Here is a 22,685-nt window from a genome sequence, read left to right on the forward strand (position 1 = left end):
AAGCGGCGCCGGTTCAGGCGCAAAATACAGCGCGGGCAGGGCCGGGGGAACGAGCCCCGCCCGCGCCGGATGCGGCGAGCCGTTGGTACGGGGGGAACCCCGGCTCGCGCGCAAGCCGATGACCAGTCGGCTTCACTACGTACTGCGCCGGGGCGCCGGAAAGTGTCACACCCGGGCGACGGGTGGTGCTCCGGGGATGCGCAGCTCGTCGGGTGCGGCGGGAGTGGTGGTGACGGTGCCGGCGGGGTCGGGGGCGGCGAGGGCTCCTGGGATGCCGGCGGACGGGGCGTACCGGTGGTGGTCGTCGTCCTCGTCGCCCTTGCCGCCGTGGCCCTTGCCGTGCCCGTTGCGGCCGCCCTGGCCGTGACTGCCGCGGCCGTCGCTGTCCCCGTCGCCGTCGTAGCGGCCGCCGCCCTGGGTGTGGGCGAGGTACTGGCGGCAGAACGCGTGCACCTTGTCCGGGCCGCCGGCCGCGCGTTCCAGGCGGCGGAGGGTGTCCTGGCCGAGGACGGAGCGCCGGCCGGATTCGTACGTACGGCAGAACATGACGCCGAGCCGGTTCTTCTCCTTGTCGTCCGGTCTGCCCTGAGGGCCGGGCCGGCTGTCGTCGTCGCCGGTGCCGCCGGTCGGGCCCGGCCCGGGGGTGCTCTGCCCGGGAGCGGGGGACCGGCTGCCACCGGTGCGGCTGTCCTTGCCGTCGTCGCTGATCAGGGGTTCGGGCCGGTCCGTGCCGGAGCTGGACGGTTCCGGCATCCGGGTGGTGCCGTCGGTGGCCGTGCCGGTGTCGTCGGTGGCGAGCGGACCGGGGGACTCGGCGGCCGAGACGCTGGTGGCGGGGGCCGGGCCGGTGCCGCTGTGGAAGGGCGTCGGCAGGACGCCCGCGCCCGCGGCGACGGCGACGCCGCCGAGCGCGCAGCCGGCCAGGGCCACCATGAACCCGCGGCGCAGGGGCCGTCCGAAGCGGCGGCGGGTGCGCACGGCTTCCGCCGCGGCCTCGCCGGCCGTGATGCCGGCCGAAGCCCGCCCCCGCGCCTCCCGCGCCTCCCGAAAGGCAGCGACAGCGGCTTCCTCCCCGGGAAGCGGAGCGTCCTGGTCCGTGCCGCGCCCGGCCGCCGCGGCGGCGTTCAGCAGGGCGGTGAGCTCCGCGGCGCCGGTGCCGGCCGGGGAACCGGCGGGTTCGCCGCGCAGCAGTCGCTCCGCGGCCTCCTCGTCGAGCCAGTTGTACCGGTCGTCGGCCATCACATGTCCTTCTGCGTTCGTGCGGCCGTTTCCGTCACACCCGGTACGTACGATTCCGCCGCGCTCGCACCCAGTCCGCCGCCCTGTGCGGGCACTCCTGCGCCGGGTCCGCCGCCCGTGCCGGGCCCGGTGCCGCCGCCGTGCTCGGGCCCGGCTCCGAGCAGATCGGCCAGGCGCCGCAGGCCGCGGTGGGCGGCGGTCCGTACGGCGCCGGGCCGTTTGCCCAGGACTCCGGCCGCGCTCTTGGCGTCCAGGCCGACCACCACACGCAGCACGACGGCTTCGGCCTGGTCCTGCGGGAGGCGGGAGATGAGGCGGAAGGTGTGGTGGGTGCCGAGGGCTTCCATGGCCTCGTCGGCGGTGTCCGAGGCGCCCGGTTTGTCGGCCAGTTCGCTCTCGTCGCCGCCGGCCGCGGGGCGGCGGCCGCGCATCCGTATGTGGTCCAGGGCCCGGTTGCGGGCTATCCGTGCGGCCCAGCCCCGGAACCGGTCGGCGTCGCCGCTGAAGCGGGCGAGGTCGCGGGTGATCTGGAGCCATGCCTCGGAGGTCACGTCCTCGGCGTCCGCCTCACCCACCAAGGTCCGTACATATCCGATAAGCCGGGGATGCACGGCGCGGTAGACGGTACGGAACGCCGCCTCGTCGCCGCCCTGCGCCGCCTGTACGGCGACCGTCAGCCGGCCGTCGTCCGGCTGAATGTCATCCCCTCGCACGGGTCCATCCTGTCGCACCCGGAAAGTCCGCCGCCCGGTCCTCGCTGATTCGCTGTTCTCGGGCACCGCGGGTACCCCTGGTAACCCGTATGTCCCCGCTGACGGTATCCCGGCCGCCCGTACACCGGGCACCCGGGCCGCTGCCGACTGCCCCCGCGCACCGACGGGCGATGCGTACGGCCACCGCGCCGGGCCGGCGCGGACCCGCACGCTACGGCCACGGCACTCCCCTCGTCCAGAGCGCCCGCGCACCGGGACGGCACCCGGCGCGCGGTACGTGCCGTGCCCCGGTCCACACCCCGTGTGACGCTTTCGCGGCGGACGGCGCTGTAAGGATCAGGGGCTCGTCACCGGGCCTCCCTGGTACGACGGCCGGGGCCTCTCCTGTGGGGGGTGGCGGCCCCGGTCGTCCCCCTCTCGCCGCGTCCGGCCCTGGCCGCTCAGACCTGGTCGGCCAGTTTTTTGAAGTCCGCCCAGGAAAGGGCCGGATCGCGGCGGTCCCAGACCTTCTGCGCCAGCGCGCGCAGCGGCATCCGGATGCCGTCCGCCACCTGCTGCTGCGTCTGCTCGTCCGCCAGGTCGCACCACACCGCCAGGCGCGCGCCGAGCACCCGGTCCGGGCCGGACTGTGACTGCGGTACGGCCTTGGTGCCGCGCAGCACCCCGGGGGTCCACTGGGTGTAGATGCGTTCGCCGGTCGGGTACGGCATGTTGTTGGGTTCGCCGAGCACGTAGTACAGGTACTCGTCGTTGAGATTGACGACCTTGCGCTTCTCGCGCAGGTACTCGTCCGGTTCGCGGGCGCCGATCTCCTTGCCCGTCCAGTAGGCGACGGTGCGGCCGGGGTCGGGGGCGACGTCCGTGTCGCGGAAGTAGCCGTCGTTCCAGGCCTCGACCTGCTGGGCGCCGGCGGCGCGCACGGTCTTGTCCCGGTCGTTGAGCCAGCCGGTGGCCAGGTCCTCGATCGTGGCGTCCGGCCCGTACTTGTCGCGGGCGGCGCGGGCCAGCTGCGGGTAGTTCTCGGCCGGGGACCGGTCGGCCAGCGCGCGGTACTCGTCGCCGCCCAGATGCCAGTGCTTGCCGGGGAAGAGCGGGGCGTACTCGCGCAGCAGGTCGTCCACGATCTCGGCGGCCCCGGGCTTGGAGATGTCCATCGCGCCGCGCTGGGCCCGGCCGTCGGCGGAGTGCAACTGGAGGTCGGGGTGGGCTTTGAGCACGGCGCCCAGGTGGCCGGGCGAGTCGATCTCCGGGATGACGGTGATGTGCAGGCCGCGGGCGAGGTCGACGAGGTGGCGCACCTGGTCCTTGGTCAGATGGTCCTCGGAAACGATCTCGGGGTGCTTCTCGCTCTCGATGCGGAACGCCTGGTCGTCGGAGAAGTGCAGCTGGAGCTGGTTGAGCTTGAGACCGGCCAGGTCGCGGATGCGGTCCTCGATCCACCGCACGTCGAAGTGCTTGCGCGCGATGTCCAGCATGAAGCCGCGCTGGGCCCGGTCGGGCCGGTCCTCGACGGTGCCTTCCGGGACGCCGCCGGAGGTCCGTACGGACTGCAGGACGGTGCGGGTGGCGTTGAAGATCCCGGCGTCGGTGGGGGCGGTGAGGGTGAGGCGGGTGCCGCGCGCGGTGAGGGTGTACGCCTCCTCGGCGGTGTCGTGGACGGGTGCGTTGTCCTCGCGCCGGGTGGCGTCCTCACCGCCGGACAGCCGCAGCTCGACGTCTCCGGGCCGTACGGGCTGTTTGCCCCAGACCGTGCGCAGACCGCCCAGTTCCCGGGCGAACCGCCGGGCCTCGTCGGCGACCGGGCTCTTCTCGCCCGCGGGCACCACGACGCGGGCCGTCTTGGCGGGCCGCCAGCCACGCCCGTCGGCCGCGCCGAACTTCTGTACGGCGGGCACGGTGCGCGGTGGGCCCTGCACCGGGTCCCAGGTGGGGGTGGGCGCGGCGGAGGCGCTGCCGCCGTCCCCCTTGGGCGGGGTGCCGCCGCTGTTCGAGCAGCCCGCGACGGACAGCGCCGTGAGGGCGGCCGTCACTCCTGCGGTGATGCTCGCGGCCAGTTTTCCGGTCCTCATATACGCAAAACCTCCCTTTCCGGGGCGAAGGTATTGCCAGGTGACAGACGTTTGTGTCTACTACGCGCGCGAAAGCTCTCCCATACGGGTGAAATTCGCGCATCCGTCGGACAGTGACCGACAGACGTCGCTACGGTGGCGTCTCAACCTGCTCACCCTTCCCGGAGCCCACGGCCCCCGCGCATCCGCCGCGGCCGCACCCGCTCCGGCCGCCCGATCCGACGTACTCCCCCCGATCCCCGATCCCCGATCCGACGTACTCCGTCCTGATCCGGCGCCCACCGCCCGATCCGGCGTTCGCCGCCCCGAGGAGCCCATGCAGCCCAGCAACATCCCGGCCGCTCCGCCGACACCGCTGCGCACTCCCCGGCCCGCCACACCCTCCCAGAAGCTCCCGCCGCTGCCGTCACCGCCTCCCGGCAGCGCCGCCGCGGCCCGGCCGACCGGCCTGGACCGCCTGAACGGCGCCCCGGCGGACGCCGCCGAAGCGGCCCTGCTGCTCTGCTGCGGGAGCCGCCGCTGGGCCCGCCGCCTGGTCGCGCACCGCCCGTACCCGGACCCGGAGGCCCTGCTGGCCGCCGCCGACGAGGCGAGCTACGACCTGACCGCGGCCGACCTGGACGAGGCGCTGGCCGGGGAGACCGTCTCGCCGCAGCCGCTCGTCGGCGCGCGCGGCCCGGGCACCCTCGCGGCCCACACCGCGCTGCGCGCCGCGCACGCCGAGTACGAACGCCAGTTCCGGCACGTCTTCGTCATCTGCCTGGACGGCTTCCGCGACACCGAGCTGCTCAACGTGGTGCTGACCGCCGTCCACGACCGGCTCGGCAACGAGCCCGAGGAGGAGCGCGCCGTCGCCGCCGACGAGCTGCGCCGGATCGCGGGCGGGCGGCTCGCCCGGCTCGCCGCCTCCCGGGACTGACCGGCCCCGGCCGCCCGGCCCGCCCCTTACCCGTTCCCCCGCCCGGCGTACAGGGCCGGAACGCCCCCGGCGGATAGCCCGTACGTGCCTGTTTGATCACACCTGAGGACCCCGGCGGGAGGAACCGACAGTCCGTCGCTACGATGGCCGGGGCCGGTGGACCGTACCCGGCCGGGCCAGACCGACAGAGAAGCCGGCAGGCCCCGATCCCCGCTCCCGGAGGGTTTTTCCGTGCCGGCTGGAACGCTGTACCGCGGCCGGGAAGGCATGTGGTCCTGGGTGGCTCACCGAGTCACCGGCGTCCTCATTTTCTTCTTCCTGTTCGTGCACGTCCTCGACACCGCACTCGTCCGCGTCTCTCCCGAGGCCTATGACGACGTCGTTGCCACGTACAAGACGCCACTCGTCAACGTGATGGAGTACGGCCTCGTCGCCGCCATCCTCTTCCACGCGCTCAACGGCCTTCGTGTGATCGCCGTCGACTTCTGGTCCAAGGGACCGAAGTACCAGAAGCAGCTGCTGTGGACCGTTGTCGGCGTGTGGGCCGTCCTGATGGCCGGCGCCTTCTACCCGGTGCTGCAGCACACGCTGCGCACCCTGTTCGGGAGCTGATGACGCGCGATGTCTGCTGAAACTCAATCCCCCGCAGGTCCCGCTGTGAACGACTCAGTCTCGCTGTACGACGCGGACAACCCGGCTCCCGTGATCGAGCCGCCCCGCAAGCGTACGAAGAAGACGCCCAAGTCGACCCGTACGAACTTCGAGATGTACGGCTGGCTCTTCATGCGCCTGTCCGGCATCGTGCTGGTCGTCCTGGTCCTCGGCCACCTGCTGCTCCAGCTCGTGCTGGACGGCGGCGTCTCCAAGATCGGCTTCGCCTTCGTGGCGGGCCGCTGGGCCTCGCCGTTCTGGCAGGTCTGGGACCTGGTGATGCTGTGGCTGGCGATGCTGCACGGCGCCAACGGCCTGCGCACGGTCATCAACGACTACGCGCAGCGGGACAACACCCGCTTCTGGCTGAAGATGCTCCTGTACACCGCCACGGTGTTCACCGTCCTTCTGGGCACGCTGGTGATCTTCACCTTCGACCCGAACATCCGCTAGGCCCCGGGGCTGAGGTAACCGACTCATGAAGATCCACAAGTACGACACGGTCATCGTCGGCGCCGGTGGCGCGGGCATGCGCGCGGCCATCGAGTCGACCAAGCGCAGCCGCACCGCGGTCCTGACGAAGCTGTACCCCACCCGCTCCCACACCGGCGCGGCGCAGGGCGGCATGGCCGCCGCCCTGGCCAATGTCGAGGAGGACAACTGGGAGTGGCACACCTTCGACACGATCAAGGGCGGCGACTACCTGGTCGACCAGGACGCCGCCGAGATCCTGGCGAAGGAGGCCATCGACTCGGTCCTGGACCTGGAGCGGATGGGCCTGCCGTTCAACCGCACCCCGAACGGCACCATCGACCAGCGCCGCTTCGGCGGTCACTCCCGTAACCACGGTGAGGCCCCGGTCCGCCGGTCCTGCTACGCCTCGGACCGTACGGGCCACATGATCCTCCAGACGCTGTACCAGAACTGCGTCAAGGAGGGCGTGGAGTTCTTCAACGAGTTCTACGTGCTGGACCTGCTGCTCCAGGACGTCGACGGCGTGAAGAAGTCGGCCGGTGTCGTCGCGTACGAGCTGGCCACCGGCGAGATCCACGTCTTCCAGGCGAAGGCCGTGATCTTCGCGTCCGGCGGTACCGGCAAGTTCTTCAAGGTGACCTCCAACGCGCACACCCTGACCGGTGACGGCCAGGCCGCCGCGTACCGGCGCGGGCTGCCGCTGGAGGACATGGAGTTCTTCCAGTTCCACCCGACCGGCATCTGGCGGATGGGCATCCTGCTGACGGAGGGCGCCCGCGGTGAGGGCGGCATCCTCCGCAACAAGGACGGCGAGCGCTTCATGGAGAAGTACGCGCCCGTCATGAAGGACCTCGCCTCGCGTGACGTCGTCTCGCGCTCCATCTACACGGAGATCCGCGAGGGCCGCGGCTGCGGCCCCGAGGGCGACCACGTCTACCTGGACCTGACCCACCTGCCGCCGGAGCAGCTGGACGCCAAGCTGCCGGACATCACCGAGTTCGCGCGGACGTACCTCGGTATCGAGCCCTACACGGACCCGATCCCGATCCAGCCGACCGCGCACTACGCGATGGGCGGCATCCCGACCAACGTCGAGGGCGAGGTGCTGGCCGACAACACCACCGTCGTGCCGGGCCTGTACGCCGCCGGCGAGGTCGCCTGCGTGTCCGTGCACGGCGCCAACCGCCTGGGCACCAACTCGCTGCTGGACATCAACGTCTTCGGCCGCCGGGCGGGCATCGCGGCGGCGGAGTACGCGGCCACCGCGGACTTCGTCGAGCTGCCGGAGGACCCGGCGAAGCTGGTCCAGGACCAGGTCGAGCGGCTGCGCTCCGCCTCGGGCAACGAGCGGGTCACCGAGATCCGCAAGGAGCTCCAGGAGACCATGGACGCCAACGTGATGGTGTTCCGCACCGAGCAGACGATCAAGACCGCGGTCGAGAAGATCGGCGAGCTGCGCGAGCGCTACCTGAACGTGTCCATCCAGGACAAGGGCAAGCGGTTCAACACCGACCTGCTGGAGGCCGTCGAGCTGGGCAACCTGCTCGACCTGGCCGAGGTGATGGCCGTGTCCGCGCTGGCCCGCAAGGAGTCCCGCGGCGGTCACTACCGCGAGGACTACCCCAACCGCGACGACGTCAACTTCATGCGGCACACCATGGCGTACCGCGAGGTGGCGGCAGACGGCTCGGAGTCGATCCGCCTCGACTACAAGCCGGTCGTCCAGACCCGCTACCAGCCGATGGAGCGTAAGTACTGATGAGCACCTCCACCCTCGAAAAGCACTCCAAGGCCCTGGACGCGGCCGAGGACGGCGCCTCGCACACCATCACCATCACGCTGCGGATCCGCCGGTTCAACCCGGAGGTCTCCGAGGACGCCACCTGGCAGGACTTCCAGCTGGAGATGGACCCGAAGGAGCGCGTCCTGGACGCCCTCCACAAGGTCAAGTGGGAGCAGGACGGCACGCTGACCTTCCGCCGTTCCTGCGCGCACGGCATCTGCGGCTCGGACGCCATGCGGATCAACGGCAAGAACCGCCTGGCGTGCAAGACGCTGCTGAAGGACATCAACCCGGAGAAGCCCATCACGGTCGAGGCCATCAAGGGCCTGACGGTCCTCAAGGACCTCGTGGTGGACATGGAGCCGTTCTTCCAGGCGTACCGGGACGTGATGCCGTTCCTGATCACCACCGGCAACCAGCCGACGCGTGAGCGCCTCCAGACCGCCGAGGACCGCGAGCGCTTCGACGACACCACCAAGTGCATCCTGTGCGCCGCGTGCACGTCCTCGTGCCCGGTGTTCTGGAACGACGGCCAGTACTTCGGCCCGGCGGCGATCGTCAACGCGCACCGCTTCATCTTCGACAGCCGGGACGAGGGCGGCGAGCAGCGGCTCGAAATCCTCAACGACAAGGACGGCGTCTGGCGCTGCCGCACGACCTTCAACTGCACGGACGCCTGCCCGCGCGGTATCGAGGTCACCAAGGCGATCCAGGAGGTCAAGCGCGCGCTGATCACGCGTCGCTTCTGACCCCGAGGGGTAACCCCTGGAACCTGGTTCCGGTCAGCGACCCGAACCGGGTCTGGAAGCCGCGAAGGGCTCCGCTCCCGTACGTACGGAGGCGGAGCCCTTCGGCATGTCCGGTCTCCGGCCGCGCACCGCGCCCGGACTCCGCCTCCCGTACCGGCGGCGCGGCGGGGTAGACGAGGGTCGGCGGCAGCTCGGTGTCGACGAAGGTCACCGGACGGGTGCAGAAGTACGACGGCACGAGCAGCAGACCCCGCCCCTCCAGGCGCAGATCCCCGTCGCGTGGGTAGGTGACCTCCAGGACTGGCCGCCGCCAGCGCATCTCCGGACCGAACGTCCGCAGCATCGCCTCGGCACCGTCCTGGCGCAGCGCGTGCAGCCGCAGCGTACGGTCGGCCTCGACGCGCTGCCCGATCAGCGGCCAGCCCGGGCCGAGGGCGGTGTGGTGGTACGTACGCAGACTGCGGGCGAGAGCGCGCAGCGCGGCCGGTTCACCGTCGGCCAGGGAGCGCATCCAGGACGGCGGGGCGGCGTGCTGGCCGTGCCCAGGCCGGTACGTCTGCCCCGCCAGCAGCCCGATGTCGCCGCGCAGCCGGCGCCGGGGCGTCGTCATGACGGCTTCCAGACCCGGCTCCACACCGGCCGAACCGGCCGCCGGGGTGAGGAAGTCGGGAAAGTAGCCGCGCGGCGGGACCAGCGGCAGCAGCATCCGCAGCGGTCCGGGGCCGTGCCGCGCGGCGTGCTGCCGCCAGGCGGCCAGGGCCGGTTCGGTACGGCTCTCGCGCAGGCGGTGCAGGCTCAGGACGGTCTCCCACAGGGGGTCGGCCCCCTCGGCGATCCGCGTCCGGCGCAGATCCTGCGGCGTGAAGTGGACACGTAACACAACGATCCCCCGATACCGTGAGCACACCGCTGTTCCCCCGAACAGCGGTGCACCCGAGGATCCGACCCGTGGGCCGCCTTCCGCAACCCGTACACGCCGTTGCGCCCCATTTCGTTCAATGAAAAACGAATGAGAGAACATCTGTGCTGGTCAGCGCGGTGCTCCTGATACGGCCCGAGGGCGGCGCGGACCGCCTCGGCACGACTGGACGCCGCGGACATCACGCCGAACGCAGCGCCATGGCCGCCAACGCCCGGTCCTGGTCGCGCCGTTGACGCATCACATGCGCGTACGTCGCCAACGCCTCTCTCCTACGGGCCAGTTCGGCAATCTCCGCATCCAGCTGCGCCATCTGCCGCTCCACCACTCCGCAGGAGCGGTCGCAGAAGACCAGCCCGGGGCCGCCCTGGGCGCACGGCAGCAGCTCCCGTATGGCGTCCGTACTCAGGCCGGTGGCGAGCAGCTCGCGGATCTGACCCACGGTCTCCGGCGCGTCGGGGCCGTAGCGGCGGTAGCCGTTGGCGTCCCGGTCCGCGCGCAGCAGGCCCTGCTGCTCGTAATAGCGCAGCGAACGGGCGCTGGCCCCCGTGCGCTCGGCCAGCTCACCGATGCGCAGACCGTCCTCCGCGGCGCGCGCCACTCGCTCCCCCGCCGCGTGCACCGCCCACTCCCCCGACCGTGCCATCAACTGCCTCCCCCTGTGCGACCGGCCCTCGAACCGGCGACTCGACCTTACGCACGCACCGCTGTCTTGATCTTCCGCCCCGGCGATTTGACCTTCACACCGGTGTCAGGGGTCAACCTGGTGCACATGACGAAGATTCCCGCGGTCACCGCATCGCGCCTCCCCGCCCTGTCCACCACCGTCACCCCCGCCGACCCGGGCACCGTCCCCGCCGCCCACGGCATCCTGCTCGCGCACGGCGCGACCGGCAGCATCGAGGGCAACTACGCCGGACTCGTCCCCGCGCTCGCCGCCACCGGCCACACCGTCGTCGCGCCCGACTACCCCGGCTCCGGCCGCACCCCGCGCGCCGAAGGACCTCTGGAGCTCGACGCCCTCGCCGACGCGCTGGTGGCCGAGGCCGTCGCGGCGGGTGTGGAAACGTTCACCCTGATCGGCTTCTCCCTCGGTACGGCGGTGTCCGTACGGGCCGCCGCACGCCACCCGGAGCGCGTACGCGGCCTCGTCCTGACCGCTGGCCTCGCCAAGCCCGACCACCGGACGAACATCTGGCTCGACCTGTGGCTGCGCCTGCTGGACCGCGGCGACTACGCGGGCTTCGCCCAGGCCCGCGCGCTCAGCGGCCTGTCCCCCGAAGCCCTGAACGCCCTGCCGCCCGCCGAACTGGCCGCCGTCCTCGACGACAGCCCCGACGCCCCGCCCGCCGGTTCGGCCGAGCAGGCCGCGCTGGTCAAGGAGGTCGACACCACCGGCGACCTGGCCGGCATCACCGTACCGACGCTGGTCGTCGCCACCACCCAGGACCAGCTCATCCACCCCTCCCACTCCCGCTACCTGGCCGACCACATACCCGGCGCCGAGTACGCGGAGATCGCCACCGGGCATGTGCCGATGGTGGAGCGGCCGGCGGAGTGGGAAGGGATGATCGTGAAGTTTCTGGGGGAGCGCGGGCTGTAGGTACTGGAGACCCGGCCAGGGGAGGGCGGAATCCAGCACCCGTCCGGAGGCACATTAAGGTCGATGCCGTGGACGAAGCGACGAGGGCGGACAAGGCCGGGGCACGGAACGTGGCGGACGACGGCGACCCGGCCCACCAGGGCGCGGGTTCCGCCGGGTCCGCCGACCCCGCCAGCCCGGCGAAGCCCGCCCGTTCCGCCGACCCCGCCAGCCCGGCGAAGCCCGCCCGTTCCGCCGCTCCTGCCCGGTCCGCCGACCCTGCCCGATCCGCCGACCCCGCCGAACCCGCCCAGTCCGCAGACTCCACCGCCCGCGAACGCACCCCCCACGGCTCCCGGACCCGCACCCTCATCCTCGAAACCGCCCTCCGCCTCTTCCAGGAGCGCGGTTACGACAAGACCACCATGCGGGCCATCGCCCAGGAGGCCGGCGTCTCGGTCGGCAACGCGTACTACTACTTCGCCTCCAAGGAGCACCTGATCCAGGGCTTCTACGACCGCATCGCCACCGAGCACGCGGCCGCCGTGGCCGACGTCCTGGCGACCGAGCGGGACCTGGCGGGACGGCTGCGCGGCGTACTGCTCACCTGGCTCGACATCGCCGCGCCGTACCACCGCTTCGCCGCCCAGTTCTTCAAGAACGCCGCCGACCCGGACAGCCCGCTCAGCCCCTTCTCGGACGCCTCCGAAGGCCCGCGCGAGGCCGCCATCGCGCTGCAGCGGCAGGTGCTGGCCGGCGCGGACACCAAAGCCGACCCGGAACTGGCGGCGGCGCTGCCCAGGTTGCTGTGGCTCCAGCAGATGGGGCTGGTCCTGTACTGGGTGCACGACCGCTCGGAGAACTGCGAGCGCAGCCGCCGCCTGGTCGAGCGCACCTCCCCCCTGGTCGCCCGCGCGGTCGCCGCGTCCCGCTTCCGGGTGCTGCGGCCGCTGGTGCGCGAAGTCACGGACGTACTGAGCGAGTTCGTCCTCCCGGCGGCAGCGGGCGCCGCGACCCGCCCCGCCTCCCGCAAGGACACTAAGCCCTCGCCGCCGAAACGCGACTGACCGCACACCGCCCCGGCCCTCGCCCCTACTCCCCCTCGAACACCTTCTCCACAAACGTATCGAGATTCATCACCAGCCGAGCAATACGGTCCGCCACCGGCAATGTCTCCTCGTGCCGCCCGGCCAACTGGGACTTCTTCTTTCCACGGACGTACAGCGAACACGCCAGGTCCGCGCAGACATAAGCCCCGACGGTATTCCCCTGCCGCCCCAGCGGCCCGGCCTTCCGCGCGGCGAGCAGACTCACCCCGGACCCGGGATGCCCGGTGACACACAACGAACATACGGTCGTCTTGGTGAAACTCCGCCGCACTCCTTGCGGCACCCGCAGCGTCACCCCGACGACCCCGCCTTCCCGAGGCGCCACCAGATAACTCCGATCCGGCGCCCCGGGGTCCCGCCACCCGAGGAAATCCAGATCTCCCCACGGCATTTCGGAGAGCCCCACCGGCAGATTCATGCGGCTCGCCTCCCCCTTCGAGCAATTGACGAAGGAGGCACGTATCTCTTTTTCACCCAACGGGTCCATGACCGGTGAAACTAACAGCCGGCCGTGCGGGGCGTCGCTTCATTTTTCCGGGGACTCCCGGGTGACATCAGTGCCACGCCTGCGGGCCGGGCTTGTTGCGGCGGCGCACGAGGACAATGACCATCACAACGAGCCCGATCACCAGCAGCCCGCCCACGGCCATGCCGCCGTACATCATCATCTTCTTGCCGCCGATCGGCGGGTTGGGGTCCTTGCCCTTGGCCGCGCCGGCGACCACGGGGTCCTTGGACGCCTTGCCCTGCGGCATGGGCAGCGGGCCCTCGGGGGGCCGGCGGGGATGTCGCGGGTGAGTGCCGCCCAAGGCTGGATGAAGCCGTATCCGTAGTGAGCGTCGGGCAGCTTGAGGTTCTTCGCCTTCACCGACTTGGCCAGGCCCGCCGTCTTGACCATGCGGTTGGCGATCTGGCCGGGGGTGAGGTCGGGGTACTTCTCCAGCAGCAGGGCTGCTGTGGCGGAGGCGTAGGCGGTGGCTGCCGAGGTGCCGTCACCGGTGAAGTAGTCCGTGTCGCTCTGGCCGTTCGGATACGGAATCTTCACACCCGGCGCCAAGACGTCGACCGTCTTGTTGTAGTTGCTGCCGTCCCATGCCTTGCCGAACTCGTCCACCGCACCCACGCCGATGGCGCCGGGACAGGCAGCCGGGTACCGGGGCTCGGACAGGCCGTCGTTGCCGACACCGGCGAGGACGACGACGCCCTTCTCCACCGCGTAGTGGATGGACGCGCACATGTCGGGGGTGTTGTCGTCCCCGACGAACGACAAGTTGATCACCTTGGCGTCGTGCTCCACCGCGTAGCGGATCGCGTCGGGAAAGTTCTTGTCGGCCGTCAGTGGCAGGATCTTCGCGCCCGGCGCCAGCCCCTTGACGCCCTGGCTGCCGCCCGGACCGTGACCGCGCCCCGCGATGAGCGCCGACATGCCGGTGCCGTGGTCACGGATGTCCGAACCGGGCGCCTCGGTCCTGCCCTTGTCGATGGAGGGGTTGGGGAAGTCCTTGCCGGGCAGGAAGGCACCGGCCAGGTCCTGATGAGTCTCACGGAAGCCGGTGTCGATGACGGCGACGGTGACGCCCTTGCCGGTCGCCTGCTTCCAGATGCTTTGTACGTCGAACGCCTGGAACGGCCACAGCGCGCTCCGTGCCTCGTCTGCCGAAGCCGTACCTGTCGCGGTGAGGAGCAGCGCTCCGGCCAGCGCGGCTCCGGCGGCCGCGCGCAGAGTTCGGGTGACCTTCATGCTCTGATCCTCACTGCTTCCGTTCGGGCGGACAGGGCCGGGCGGTGGCCACTGGGCGGGACATCCGTTCAGGCAGGCGTCCCGGTTTGCAGAAGTGCCCCGCACTGCGCGCGCGGGGCACTTCTTCGTACCACTTCATACAGCCGAAGCCGACGGCACGTACATCCCTACTCGATCACGCGAGGGGACACGTTGCGCTGCGGCGTCCACGTCTCCTCGTCCTCGACAAGGTAGTCGGGGCGCTCCTTCTTGGTCTTCTCCTTGTCCTTCGGCCGGCCGTTCGCCGCAGCACCGCCCATCGCCTGGCTTCCGCCGGCGCTGCGGTGCAGTCCGGCGCCGCCCTGCTTGGCTCCGGCGCCCGGGGAGCCCGGAGCACCGACGACTCCCCCGGGCTTACGGGCCTGGACACCACCACGGCCCGCCGCACCGCGTCCCGCGCCGCTGCCCACGGCACCGGCGCCGCCGCCGACGCCGCCGGGAATGCCGGTCCGTCCGGCGCCCGCGCCACCGGACCGGCTGCCGCCCAGGACGCCGCCACGGCCGCCGGGGACCGCACGCGAGCCCCCACCACCGGTGCCACCCGTCTTGCCGTACGGCAGAGGCGCGATGAAGCCGCCCGTCGAGCCGCCTCCGCCCGAGCCACCGCCCGATCCGCCGGCAGGCGGATTGACTCCGCCTCCGGTGATCCCGGGGCCTACCGGGGTGACGGTGCCGCCCTGAAGGCTGTCCAGGTCGGTGCGTACCGGCCCGTTGGACGGCTGGATGTTCACGCCGCCGCCGAGGCCGTTGTAACCGCTTCCGCTCTTGGACCCGTGCGGGGACACGGAGGTGGGCTTGGGCCGGGTGCCACCGACGACGGGCATGTTCACGGACGGCACCGGCGGGTAGCTGCCCGGCTGGGTCGGCCATTCGTGTCCAGGGCGGGGCGGCTCCCCGACGTTCATGACCTTCCCGATCTGCTGCCGGTAGTGGAAGGCCAGCTCCTCCATGACGATGACCGCCTCGACCTGGCGCTCCTTGCTCAAGGAGAGCTTGTCGCGGTTGGCCTCCAGCGCCATCTTGGCGTCCATCTTCTGGTTCGCCATGTCCTTGTGGAACTGGGAGTCGTCGCCCGAGGAGTTGAACGCGCTCTCGACCTTGCCCGGATCCTTGATCCCGGCCATGGTCTTCTTGGCCTCGCGCAGGTTGTGCGCGATACCGGATTCCGGGCCCGTGGACCGGGTGCCGATCAGCATGGACTCGACGTTGCGGGCGTGCCCGTACGTTTTGTCGAGCTTCTTGAGAACCTCCCCCGCCTCACGCCGGAAGGCGTCGGCGGCCTTGCCCTGCCAGTGGTTCGAGGCGTGCTCGACGGCGTCCATGAACGCCTTCCGGATGCCGCCGGAGCCGTCCTGGCCGCCCAGCCGGTCGGCGGACGCGCGCCAGTGGTCCCCGGCCGTCTCAAGCGCTTCCGGGTTGGCGTTCTCGATCATCGCTCGGAGCGCGTCGATCCCGTGATGGTGGAAGTCCGAGTCCGAGACCGGAATGGGCTTGTAGTTGTCGAACTGCTTGAGGTTCTCTTTACGGTGCTTCTCGTCGATCGACTTGGCGTACGCCTTGTTGCCCTCGGTGTCCATCGGGCCACCGGCCATGACCTTCCCCCTCGGTCGTCGTTCTGTTCGTTGTCGTGCGTCCGGGACCTCAGCCGTTCATCGACGAACGGGCGTCCTGCTCCCGGTCCTCGTACGCCCCACGGCTGCGCTCGGCCTTTTCGCCGAAGTCCTTGATGAGGTCCTGGAGAGCGTCGACGACCTGCGACATGTAGTCCTGCATCTTGTCGTGCGCCGCAGCGACCTTCGCGGCCTCGTCGAAGTTGGCCCCGAAAGCCGACTTCGGAATGCTCGTACTGTATTTGACCTTCTGGCTCGGCTCGTCCATATCGCCCTGCAAGCTCTTCAGCTTGCGCACGACGCTGTCCAGCTCGTGCAGATCGACCCTGTACTGCTCGCCCATCGAAGTCCTTCCCCGTTACTCCGCACCGCCGCCGCGCGGACGACGCGACCGGCGCCGTGAGGCGGTTCGGTCCGCGCGCGCAGGCAACGCAAAGAGTGTAAAAAATAGGGGATCAAGAGGGTGAACCGCAAGATCAGAAGTCATGATTTGCCCGATTTCACACCAAACGTCACCGCACTTTGCAGGTGCGTCGCTGCAATGCCCCGCCCACCCTGCGGCACACTCCAACCCACCTGCATTTCATGCCCCTTCCTCACTCTCCCGACACCCCGTGAGCGCCAGCCGCTTCAGGCCCCCTGGTCCGGCCAACCACCACATCAGGCCACATTCAGGGCGGACCGTCCTCCGCGTCCGCCTCCCCCCGAGACCGGGCACAATGCCGTCCGCAGCCCTTTCGACTGAGCGACCATGACGAGGTGGCACCGTGTCCAGGACCGTCTTCAATATTTCGCGGGCGCAGGATGCGCGGCAATTCGCCGCGCCGCCCGGATACCAAGCTTGGGGCACTCTGTTCTCCGGAAAGTTCGACTTCACCGACAGAGATGTGCTGGCGCAGGTTCACCGCTCCGAGGAAGAGTCGCCTAGGGGACCGCTGTTCCTCCTCACCTCCCCTTCCGGGGCCTCCTCAGGGCCGCCCCGGACGATCTGCACGATCAGCCTGCCGGCCGGTGGCACCGGGCAACGAAAGGACCGGGAATACACCGTCCACGGCCCCGCCGGTGACTACGCGGGTCGCATTGTCCACGGGCGCTCGCCGAGCGGGATTCGCCAGGCGTGGCAGATGCATACTCCGACAGGGACTCAGGCCGCCGCCGGCTACAAGGGCACCTTGCGCGGATGGTTCACGTACTGGGCCGTATTGCCACTGTGGCCCTTGTTTGTCGTGATGGGGCTCCTTCACGACGGCGGCGGCCCCTCCACCTGGATGTGGGACAAGCCCAAGCGCATCGTCTGGCGGCCCCGGCCGAGAGGGCTGGGCGGCGTCCTGATGAGGTTCCCTTCGGACTACAGCACATTCGCCTGGGAGGGGGAGCGACTGGACGCGTCGCTGACCCACGCGCAAGCGGTCCTGTACTTCGCCTCCGTGACGAAGGACAGTTAACTTCTCAAAAAATGGCAAAATCCGCTGCCACTCTTCCGTCGACGAGCATCGACATATGCCGAAGTTTCGGGCATTGCTCCAGCAGCGCCGCTAGTTATGTTCTTCTCTGCCCTTCACGGGCCTTGACATGCCCAGCAGGACTGACCAGCCGACCATGAACGGGGTGCAGCGAGTTGGGGAACTCGGACTTCCGGATCGATGTGACCCGGATGAAGGACATGCTGCGCAAGCTGGATGAATGCGACGACCGTATGCGTGGCGCGAGCAAGAAGCTCAAGAAAGTTGGCCCCAAAGGACTGGGGACCGGCGGACTCGACGGCGCCTGCGACGAGTTCCAGTCCGAATGGGACGACGGCATCACGCGCATCGCCGACGCGGCGAAGAAGATTCACGAACAACTGTCGTTGACGCTGGAGGCCTACACGGCCACCGACGACGACAACGCCAAGGGCTTCGGCAAGAAGTAACGGGGGGACCACCGTGGAGTGGAAAAGTAAATTCATCGCCGACGACTCGGACTGGCCGGGCCTGACCTTCAACCCGGCCAAGGGTGACCTCCACACCATCCAGTCCCTCGCCACGGACGTGAAGACGGTCGGCGACGAACTCGAAGAGCTGCACCAGCTGCTCAAGAGTGTCGGCAAGACGGACGGTGTGTGGGAGGGCGAGGCCGCCGAGAAGTTCCGGACGAAGCTCGGGGAACTGCCGAAATACCTCCAGCAGGGCACGGAGTCCATGCACGACTGCGCGAAGGCCCTGCGCACGTGGCACTCCCAGCTCGGCCCGATGCAGCAGCGCGCCAAGAGCTTCGAGGCCGAGGCTCTCGAAGCGCGTAAGCACGCCGAACAGAAGCGGAACAGCTACAACGCTCTCATCGACAAGTACAACGGGCTGGCCGGCGTGCCTCTGGAGCAGTCCGAAGTCGATCGCATCAACAACGAGCTGGACACCGCGAAAGCCGCGGACGAAAAGGCCACGCACGCGCTCGAAGACATCATGAAGAAGGCGGAGGACCTGCGTTCCCAGTGGGACGACCGCGCGGGAGAGGCCGAGCGGGCGATCCTCAAGGCGTCGGAGAACCATCCGCCGGACCTGCACTGGTGGGACCGCGCGCTCGACGGCATGAAAAAGGCGTGGCGGGGCTTCAAGGACTGGCTGGCCGAACACGCCGACCTGTTGTCCAACATCAGCGCGGTGCTGTCGATCCTTTCTCTCGCCACGATGGCCATCCCGCCGGTCGGCGCCATCCTGGGCGGCCTGGCCATCGGAACGAGCGCCCTCGCCCTGGCCGGATACGGCATCAAAGCCTCCCGAGGAGGCAAGGTCGGGGTCATGGACTGGGTCGGTGCCGGTCTGGGCGTGGTGCCGGGGTTCGGTGCCGTGAAGGGTCTCAGGGCTGCCGGAAAGTTGGGCGGCGTGGCAAAGGGCGTGATGAAGGGCGGGAAGCTCACCCGCGTGGCCGCTTCGGAGAGCATGGCACGAGGGATGGCCGACGGCATCATGCACAGCGGAATCAAGAAGGCAGCGAGCCTTTTCCAGAAGTCAGGCGCCGCCCCCCTCGACGTAGCCCACTGGGGAGCCCGCGGCACCCAGATGGGCGTGAAGGGCATCGGTGTCGGTCACCGCATCGAGTCCAACTGGCCCGAGGACAAGCCACTGGGCAAGGCATTTCTGAGCGCGGCGGGAGCCTGACACCGGTGAGTACGTATGCGCCCGAGGCGACCGACACGACGGAGCCGGAGTTTCCGGTCACCTTCCGTGTGCCGCCTGCCTTTCACGAGATTCCGCTGATCGACGATGTCGACATCCTCGTGGAAGAGCTGCGCTTCCTCGCGATCGAGGTCTATCCCGAGGGCAGCCACGAACTGTGGTTCGCCTATGTCGCCATGCAACTCCAGGCGGTGGAGGACATGCTGGTGGCCGGGGTGAGTTATGCGGGCTTCTGCATCCTGGACATCGAGGGGCAGCGGAGCACCGCATCGGTCACCGCCTCCTTGATCGACGGTGGGCCGCAGGTTCGGACGGTGAACTGCAAGGAGCTGGCGGTCCAGCTCGCGGAGGAGTCTCCGAAGAGCGAGGTGGAGATAGTCAAGCTGGCGGCCGGGGAAGCAGCCGTGCGGATCACTCCGGAGGCGGTGGACCTGCCGGCGGACATGACGGATTCCGGGCGGCCGGAGTCCCTGACGATCGGGAAAATCGCGGTCTTCTTCCCGATACCCGGGCAGCGGCAGGTCTGCCTGTTCGAGCTGAGTACACCCTGCATGGACGACTGGAACCTGTATTCCGAGTTGTTCTTCAACATCGTGAACACGATCGAGGTGACCGGCGCTCCGGGCGGCGGGTCCGCCCCCGTTCCGGCCCACGACGGTGCCGTACAGCCCGCTGCCGTATCGCCCGTTGTCGTACCGGAGAAGGCCGCTCCGCAGCCTCCCACTCTGGAACTCACGAAGAAGCTGTACTGGCACTCCAGCAGACTTCTCGACGCTCTCGCCCTGCGCGGGCGCATGGAGCAGAACGCCCAGCCCTTCACCATCACCTGTGACGACTGCACGGCAAAGGGACTGCGTTCTTCATGCTCTGCGCAGCATGACTGGCGTATAGAGGACATCGATCCCGATTCGCTGCCCGCGGCTGTTCAGCGGCTGAGTGCCTATCTCAGCGGCGGTGGCTGGTCGGTGGAGGCGTCGGCCGGAAAGACAGTGCGGCCCCTCCGGGCCGCGGCCGGTGTCGGCGCTCCCTCGGAGATCGCGGGCTACTCGGTCTCCGTGACGGAGTACGTCGCCGAGCGGCGGCTGGAGGTGCGGCTCGTCTCGCCGTGTGTCCGTAGTGCGCCGGCGCCGGAGGGTTCGACGTTCGGCTGAGGTGAGGGGCGACGTTCGGCTGATCCCGGGGCGGTCCGCGCATACCGGCGGTCCCGTCCGAGCATGTGTGAGATGGCGCACTGACGACGGGGCGCCGGGGTGTGCGGGGGTCGGAGTCAGGGGGCTGTGGTGGAGGTCTCGGCGGAAGTCTCGGTGGCGGACCTGCGCGCGGCGCGGGCGCCGCGGAACCCGATCACTCCGATTGCCGTCCCCAAGAGAAAGGACGTCACCGCGAGCGCGAGGTGGACCCAGAAGTAGGCGGTCGGGTCACCCGCGCCGTCGAAGGCGAGGCCGCTCCCGTCCTTCCAGAGGTTTTTGGCGAAAGTGATCCAGATGAACCAGCTCCATACCCCGAACGCGAGCAGGAACCAGGAGACGGGGCGCGAGAGCTTCATGGAATCCAGTATGGGCAGCGGCTCCATCCGGCGGTCGGCGGGGGCACTCTTCCGTGGGGTGGTGTCCGGGGCGCCCGCGCCGACGGGTACGTTCACCGACGTGCCGACCTCCTCTGCCGTTCATCCGATCACCGCCGCGCCCGTACGGCGCCGGATACTCACCCGTACGGGAGCCGCCCTGGCCGGCACCGCCGTCCTGCTGCCGCCGCTGCTGCTCGCCGCGCCCGCGCACGCCGACGAGAAGCCGAAGGACGGCAAGGGCGGGCAGCACGCGCCGAAGGCGCCGGCGCCGCCCGCCGGGATGTCGAAGGTCGGCGGGGGCCGGCTGGGACAGGCCGGTACGCAGGTGCAGCTCAAGCCGGGGGCGCCGAAGCTGCCGGACGACCTCACGGCGCGTTCCTGGATCGTCTCGGACGCCGAGAGCGGCAAGGTGCTGGCCTCGCACAACGCGCACTGGCAGCTGCCGCCGGCCAGCACGCTGAAAATGCTGTTCGCCGACACGGTGCTGCCGAAATTCCCCAAGGACCAGAAATACACGGTCAAGCCGGCCGACCTGGCGGGCATGGGTGACGGCAGCAGCCTGGTGGGGATAAAGGAGAATTTGAGCTATACGGTTCATGACCTCTGGCTGGGGGTTTTTCTGCGGTCCGGGAACGACGCCGTGCACACGCTGTCCGCGATGAACGGTGGTACGGCCAAGACCGTGCAGGAGATGCAGAAGCAGGCCGAGGCGCTGAACGCGACGGACACGCATGTGGTGACGCCGGACGGCTACGACGCCCCGGGCCAGGTGTCGAGCGCGTACGACCTGAGTCTGTTCGCCCGCGCGGGGCTGCAGAACGCGGACTTCCGGGAGTACTGCTCCACGGTGAGCACGCAGTTCCCGGGCGAGGTCAAGGACGGCAAGCGCGGGACGTTCGGCATCCAGAACACCAACCGGCTGCTCAGCGGGGACTACGACGTCAAGCCGTACCCGGGCATCGCGGGGGTGAAGAACGGCTACACCACCAACGCCGGCTCCACCTTCACCGGAGTCGCCCAGCGTGGCGAGCGCAAGCTGCTGGTCACCGTCATGAACCCGGAGAAGAAGGAACACAACGAGGCGTACAAGGAGACGGCCAAGCTCTTCGACTGGGGGTTCGCGGCCGCGGACAAGGTCGAGCCGGTCGGCCGGCTGGTCGGCCCCCGGAGCGAGGAGGGCGACGCGCGGACGGGCGGCGCCAAGCTGGACGGCGACCGGACGCGGGCCGGGCTGGAGGACGCCTCCGGCGGCTCCGGCGGCGCGTGGACCGCGCTGGCGATCACCGGCGGAGCGCTGGTGGTGCTGGGCGGCCTGGCGCTCCTGGTGCACCGCCGCTGGCCCCTTCCGGAGCTGATGCGGCGGCGCGGGGGCAAGCACTAGGACGGGAATGGCAGGGGGCGGGGCCGGGCGGAGCGCGAGGGCGCGCTGCACCCGGCCCCGTCCTACGCCCGTTCCGGCTCGACGGGCCTCTCCTCGCAGTCCAGCGACTTGTGCGACGACTCCGGGTCGCAGCGTTCGGTCGCGGTCCAGGAGGCGCAGAAGACCACCAGTTTGGCCGTGAAGTTGATCCACAGGAGCAGGGCGATCGGTGTGCCGAAGGCGCCGTACATGCTCTTGGCGGCGACGCCCTGGAGGTAGCCGCTGAGGAGCAGTTTGAGGAGTTCGAAGCCGACGGCGCCGATGAAGCCGGCGACGACGACGGCGCGGCGGGGCGGGTGGACGCCGGGGAGCCTGGTCAGGACGTAGGCCAGCAGCAGGAAGTCGGCGAGTACGGCGATGCAGAAGCCGACGGCGGACAGCAGGACGCTGCCGATGCCGCCTTCCGCGAGGCCCAGGGCCTTCGCCGCCTTGCCGACCGCGGCGCTGGCGAAGCCGGAGCAGGCCAGGGAGGCCAGGGCGGTGCCGCCGAGGCCGAGGAGCAGGGCGATGTCCTTGAGCTTGGCGACGATGAAGTTGGTGTCCTCGTCGTCCTTCTCCCAGACGGCCCGCAGGCAGTCGCGCAGCGACTCGACCCAGCCGGCACCGGTGAAGAGCAGGGCGACACCGGCGATGACGCCGACGGTGCCGGCGTTGTCGACGAGTGCGCCGAGGTCGAGCTGGCCGGAGATGCCGGGGATCTGTTCGGAGATCTTCGACTGGAGGTCGTGCAGCTGCTGCTCGCTGAGGAGTGCGGCGCCGATCGCGGCGGCCACCGTCAGCAGCGGGAAGAGCGCCACGAAGCTGGTGAAGGTGATCGCGGCGGCCAGCCGGGTCCAGTGGACGCGTTGCATGCGTTCGTACGCCCGCCACAGGTGTGTGGTCATCAGCCAGGAGACCGCCGGGCCGATGACCGGGAGCTTGCTCAACCATTCCATGGGGCCCCGCC

Annotated in this window: 24 protein-coding genes; 12 read left to right on the top strand and 12 right to left on the bottom strand. The window is 70.0% G+C overall.

Annotation, left to right across the window (positions count from 1 at the left end):
- Window positions 1-165: 165 nt before the first annotated feature.
- The 3 genes from OEIGOIKO_RS15795 to OEIGOIKO_RS15805 form a co-directional block, all read right to left on the bottom strand.
- Window positions 166-1,239, bottom strand: coding sequence for a hypothetical protein (locus OEIGOIKO_RS15795; protein WP_125054599.1), 1,074 nt, complete (start codon window positions 1,237-1,239; stop codon window positions 166-168).
- The gene (locus OEIGOIKO_RS15800) at window positions 1,239-1,952 is read right to left on the bottom strand and encodes an RNA polymerase sigma factor (RefSeq protein ID WP_125054600.1); all 714 of its coding nucleotides are present in this window, start codon (window positions 1,950-1,952) and stop codon (window positions 1,239-1,241) included. Before OEIGOIKO_RS15800 ends, OEIGOIKO_RS15795 begins: the two co-directional genes overlap by 1 nt.
- Window positions 1,953-2,392: 440 nt before the next feature.
- The gene (locus OEIGOIKO_RS15805; RefSeq protein WP_125054601.1) at window positions 2,393-4,021 is read right to left on the bottom strand and encodes a beta-N-acetylhexosaminidase; all 1,629 of its coding nucleotides are present in this window, start codon (window positions 4,019-4,021) and stop codon (window positions 2,393-2,395) included.
- A gap of 316 nt (window positions 4,022-4,337) precedes the next feature.
- Between OEIGOIKO_RS15805 and OEIGOIKO_RS15810 the strand changes: the two genes are divergently transcribed.
- From OEIGOIKO_RS15810 to OEIGOIKO_RS15830, 5 genes are all read left to right on the top strand, one after another.
- Window positions 4,338-4,940: a 2-oxo-4-hydroxy-4-carboxy-5-ureidoimidazoline decarboxylase gene (locus tag OEIGOIKO_RS15810; protein WP_125054602.1), complete on the top strand. Its 603-nt coding sequence runs from the start codon at window positions 4,338-4,340 to the stop codon at window positions 4,938-4,940.
- A gap of 231 nt (window positions 4,941-5,171) precedes the next feature.
- Window positions 5,172-5,552: a succinate dehydrogenase, cytochrome b556 subunit gene (gene sdhC, locus OEIGOIKO_RS15815; RefSeq protein WP_003985924.1), complete on the top strand. Its 381-nt coding sequence runs from the start codon at window positions 5,172-5,174 to the stop codon at window positions 5,550-5,552.
- A gap of 9 nt (window positions 5,553-5,561) precedes the next feature.
- Complete coding sequence (locus tag OEIGOIKO_RS15820; protein WP_125054603.1) at window positions 5,562-6,044, top strand: succinate dehydrogenase hydrophobic membrane anchor subunit; 483 nt, start codon at window positions 5,562-5,564, stop codon at window positions 6,042-6,044.
- A gap of 25 nt (window positions 6,045-6,069) precedes the next feature.
- Entirely contained in the window at window positions 6,070-7,824 is a 1,755-nt protein-coding gene (sdhA, locus tag OEIGOIKO_RS15825) for a succinate dehydrogenase flavoprotein subunit (protein WP_125054604.1), read from the top strand.
- A complete protein-coding gene (locus OEIGOIKO_RS15830) occupies window positions 7,824-8,597 on the top strand; it encodes a succinate dehydrogenase iron-sulfur subunit (protein WP_030641323.1) in 774 nt (257 codons plus the stop codon). Before sdhA ends, OEIGOIKO_RS15830 begins: the two co-directional genes overlap by 1 nt.
- Here the strand turns inward: OEIGOIKO_RS15830 and OEIGOIKO_RS15835 are convergent.
- Window positions 8,581-9,477, bottom strand: coding sequence for a hypothetical protein (locus OEIGOIKO_RS15835; RefSeq protein WP_125054605.1), 897 nt, complete (start codon window positions 9,475-9,477; stop codon window positions 8,581-8,583). The genes OEIGOIKO_RS15830 and OEIGOIKO_RS15835 overlap by 17 nt on opposite strands.
- A 220-nt stretch (window positions 9,478-9,697) precedes the next feature.
- Window positions 9,698-10,162, bottom strand: a complete 465-nt coding sequence (locus OEIGOIKO_RS15840) for a MerR family transcriptional regulator (protein ID WP_307721233.1) — start codon at window positions 10,160-10,162, stop codon at window positions 9,698-9,700.
- A gap of 126 nt (window positions 10,163-10,288) precedes the next feature.
- On the opposite strand from OEIGOIKO_RS15840, the gene OEIGOIKO_RS15845 reads away from it, so the two are divergent.
- Complete coding sequence (locus OEIGOIKO_RS15845; RefSeq protein WP_125054606.1) at window positions 10,289-11,119, top strand: alpha/beta fold hydrolase; 831 nt, start codon at window positions 10,289-10,291, stop codon at window positions 11,117-11,119.
- Window positions 11,120-11,187: 68 nt separating this feature from the next.
- Window positions 11,188-12,165 (top strand): TetR/AcrR family transcriptional regulator, encoded by a 978-nt coding sequence (locus OEIGOIKO_RS15850; RefSeq protein WP_246177357.1) that lies wholly within the window; start codon window positions 11,188-11,190, stop codon window positions 12,163-12,165.
- 25 nt (window positions 12,166-12,190) lie between these two features.
- Here the strand turns inward: OEIGOIKO_RS15850 and OEIGOIKO_RS15855 are convergent, their stop codons facing one another.
- The 5 genes from OEIGOIKO_RS15855 to OEIGOIKO_RS15870 form a co-directional block, all read right to left on the bottom strand.
- Complete coding sequence (locus OEIGOIKO_RS15855) at window positions 12,191-12,694, bottom strand: FBP domain-containing protein (protein WP_125054607.1); 504 nt, start codon at window positions 12,692-12,694, stop codon at window positions 12,191-12,193.
- Between the two features lie 67 nt (window positions 12,695-12,761).
- On the bottom strand, window positions 12,762-12,932 hold the full coding sequence (locus OEIGOIKO_RS42775) for a hypothetical protein (RefSeq protein WP_246177358.1): 171 nt from the start codon (window positions 12,930-12,932) through the stop codon (window positions 12,762-12,764).
- Window positions 12,872-13,948: a S8 family serine peptidase gene (locus OEIGOIKO_RS15860; protein ID WP_246177359.1), complete on the bottom strand. Its 1,077-nt coding sequence runs from the start codon at window positions 13,946-13,948 to the stop codon at window positions 12,872-12,874. Before OEIGOIKO_RS15860 ends, OEIGOIKO_RS42775 begins: the two co-directional genes overlap by 61 nt.
- A 167-nt stretch (window positions 13,949-14,115) precedes the next feature.
- Complete coding sequence (locus OEIGOIKO_RS15865; RefSeq protein WP_125054608.1) at window positions 14,116-15,579, bottom strand: WXG100 family type VII secretion target; 1,464 nt, start codon at window positions 15,577-15,579, stop codon at window positions 14,116-14,118.
- A gap of 49 nt (window positions 15,580-15,628) precedes the next feature.
- On the bottom strand, window positions 15,629-15,940 hold the full coding sequence (locus OEIGOIKO_RS15870) for a hypothetical protein (protein ID WP_125054609.1): 312 nt from the start codon (window positions 15,938-15,940) through the stop codon (window positions 15,629-15,631).
- 424 nt (window positions 15,941-16,364) lie between these two features.
- On the opposite strand from OEIGOIKO_RS15870, the gene OEIGOIKO_RS15875 reads away from it, so the two are divergent.
- The 4 genes from OEIGOIKO_RS15875 to OEIGOIKO_RS15890 all read left to right on the top strand — a co-directional run bounded on the left by OEIGOIKO_RS15875 (window position 16,365) and on the right by OEIGOIKO_RS15890 (window position 19,903).
- A complete protein-coding gene (locus OEIGOIKO_RS15875) occupies window positions 16,365-17,042 on the top strand; it encodes a hypothetical protein (RefSeq protein WP_125054610.1) in 678 nt (225 codons plus the stop codon).
- Window positions 17,043-17,251: 209 nt separating this feature from the next.
- The gene (locus OEIGOIKO_RS15880) at window positions 17,252-17,509 is read left to right on the top strand and encodes a WXG100 family type VII secretion target (protein ID WP_125054611.1); all 258 of its coding nucleotides are present in this window, start codon (window positions 17,252-17,254) and stop codon (window positions 17,507-17,509) included.
- Window positions 17,510-17,522: 13 nt separating this feature from the next.
- A complete protein-coding gene (locus OEIGOIKO_RS15885; RefSeq protein ID WP_125054612.1) occupies window positions 17,523-18,734 on the top strand; it encodes a putative T7SS-secreted protein in 1,212 nt (403 codons plus the stop codon).
- A 5-nt stretch (window positions 18,735-18,739) separates the two neighbouring features.
- Window positions 18,740-19,903 (top strand): hypothetical protein, encoded by a 1,164-nt coding sequence (locus tag OEIGOIKO_RS15890; protein WP_125054613.1) that lies wholly within the window; start codon window positions 18,740-18,742, stop codon window positions 19,901-19,903.
- Between the two features lie 116 nt (window positions 19,904-20,019).
- Here the strand turns inward: OEIGOIKO_RS15890 and OEIGOIKO_RS15895 are convergent, their stop codons facing one another.
- The gene (locus OEIGOIKO_RS15895; RefSeq protein WP_125054614.1) at window positions 20,020-20,298 is read right to left on the bottom strand and encodes an SCO4848 family membrane protein; all 279 of its coding nucleotides are present in this window, start codon (window positions 20,296-20,298) and stop codon (window positions 20,020-20,022) included.
- Here OEIGOIKO_RS15895 and OEIGOIKO_RS15900 point away from each other — a divergent pair.
- A complete protein-coding gene (locus OEIGOIKO_RS15900; protein WP_246177360.1) occupies window positions 20,297-21,700 on the top strand; it encodes a D-alanyl-D-alanine carboxypeptidase family protein in 1,404 nt (467 codons plus the stop codon). The genes OEIGOIKO_RS15895 and OEIGOIKO_RS15900 overlap by 2 nt on opposite strands.
- A gap of 62 nt (window positions 21,701-21,762) precedes the next feature.
- Here OEIGOIKO_RS15900 and OEIGOIKO_RS15905 read toward each other — a convergent pair whose 3' ends face one another.
- On the bottom strand, window positions 21,763-22,674 hold the full coding sequence (locus OEIGOIKO_RS15905) for a YihY/virulence factor BrkB family protein (protein WP_125054616.1): 912 nt from the start codon (window positions 22,672-22,674) through the stop codon (window positions 21,763-21,765).
- Window positions 22,675-22,685: the final 11 nt, after the last annotated feature.

This window comes from Streptomyces paromomycinus, assembly GCF_003865155.1.
Lineage (GTDB): Bacteria > Actinomycetota > Actinomycetes > Streptomycetales > Streptomycetaceae > Streptomyces > Streptomyces chrestomyceticus.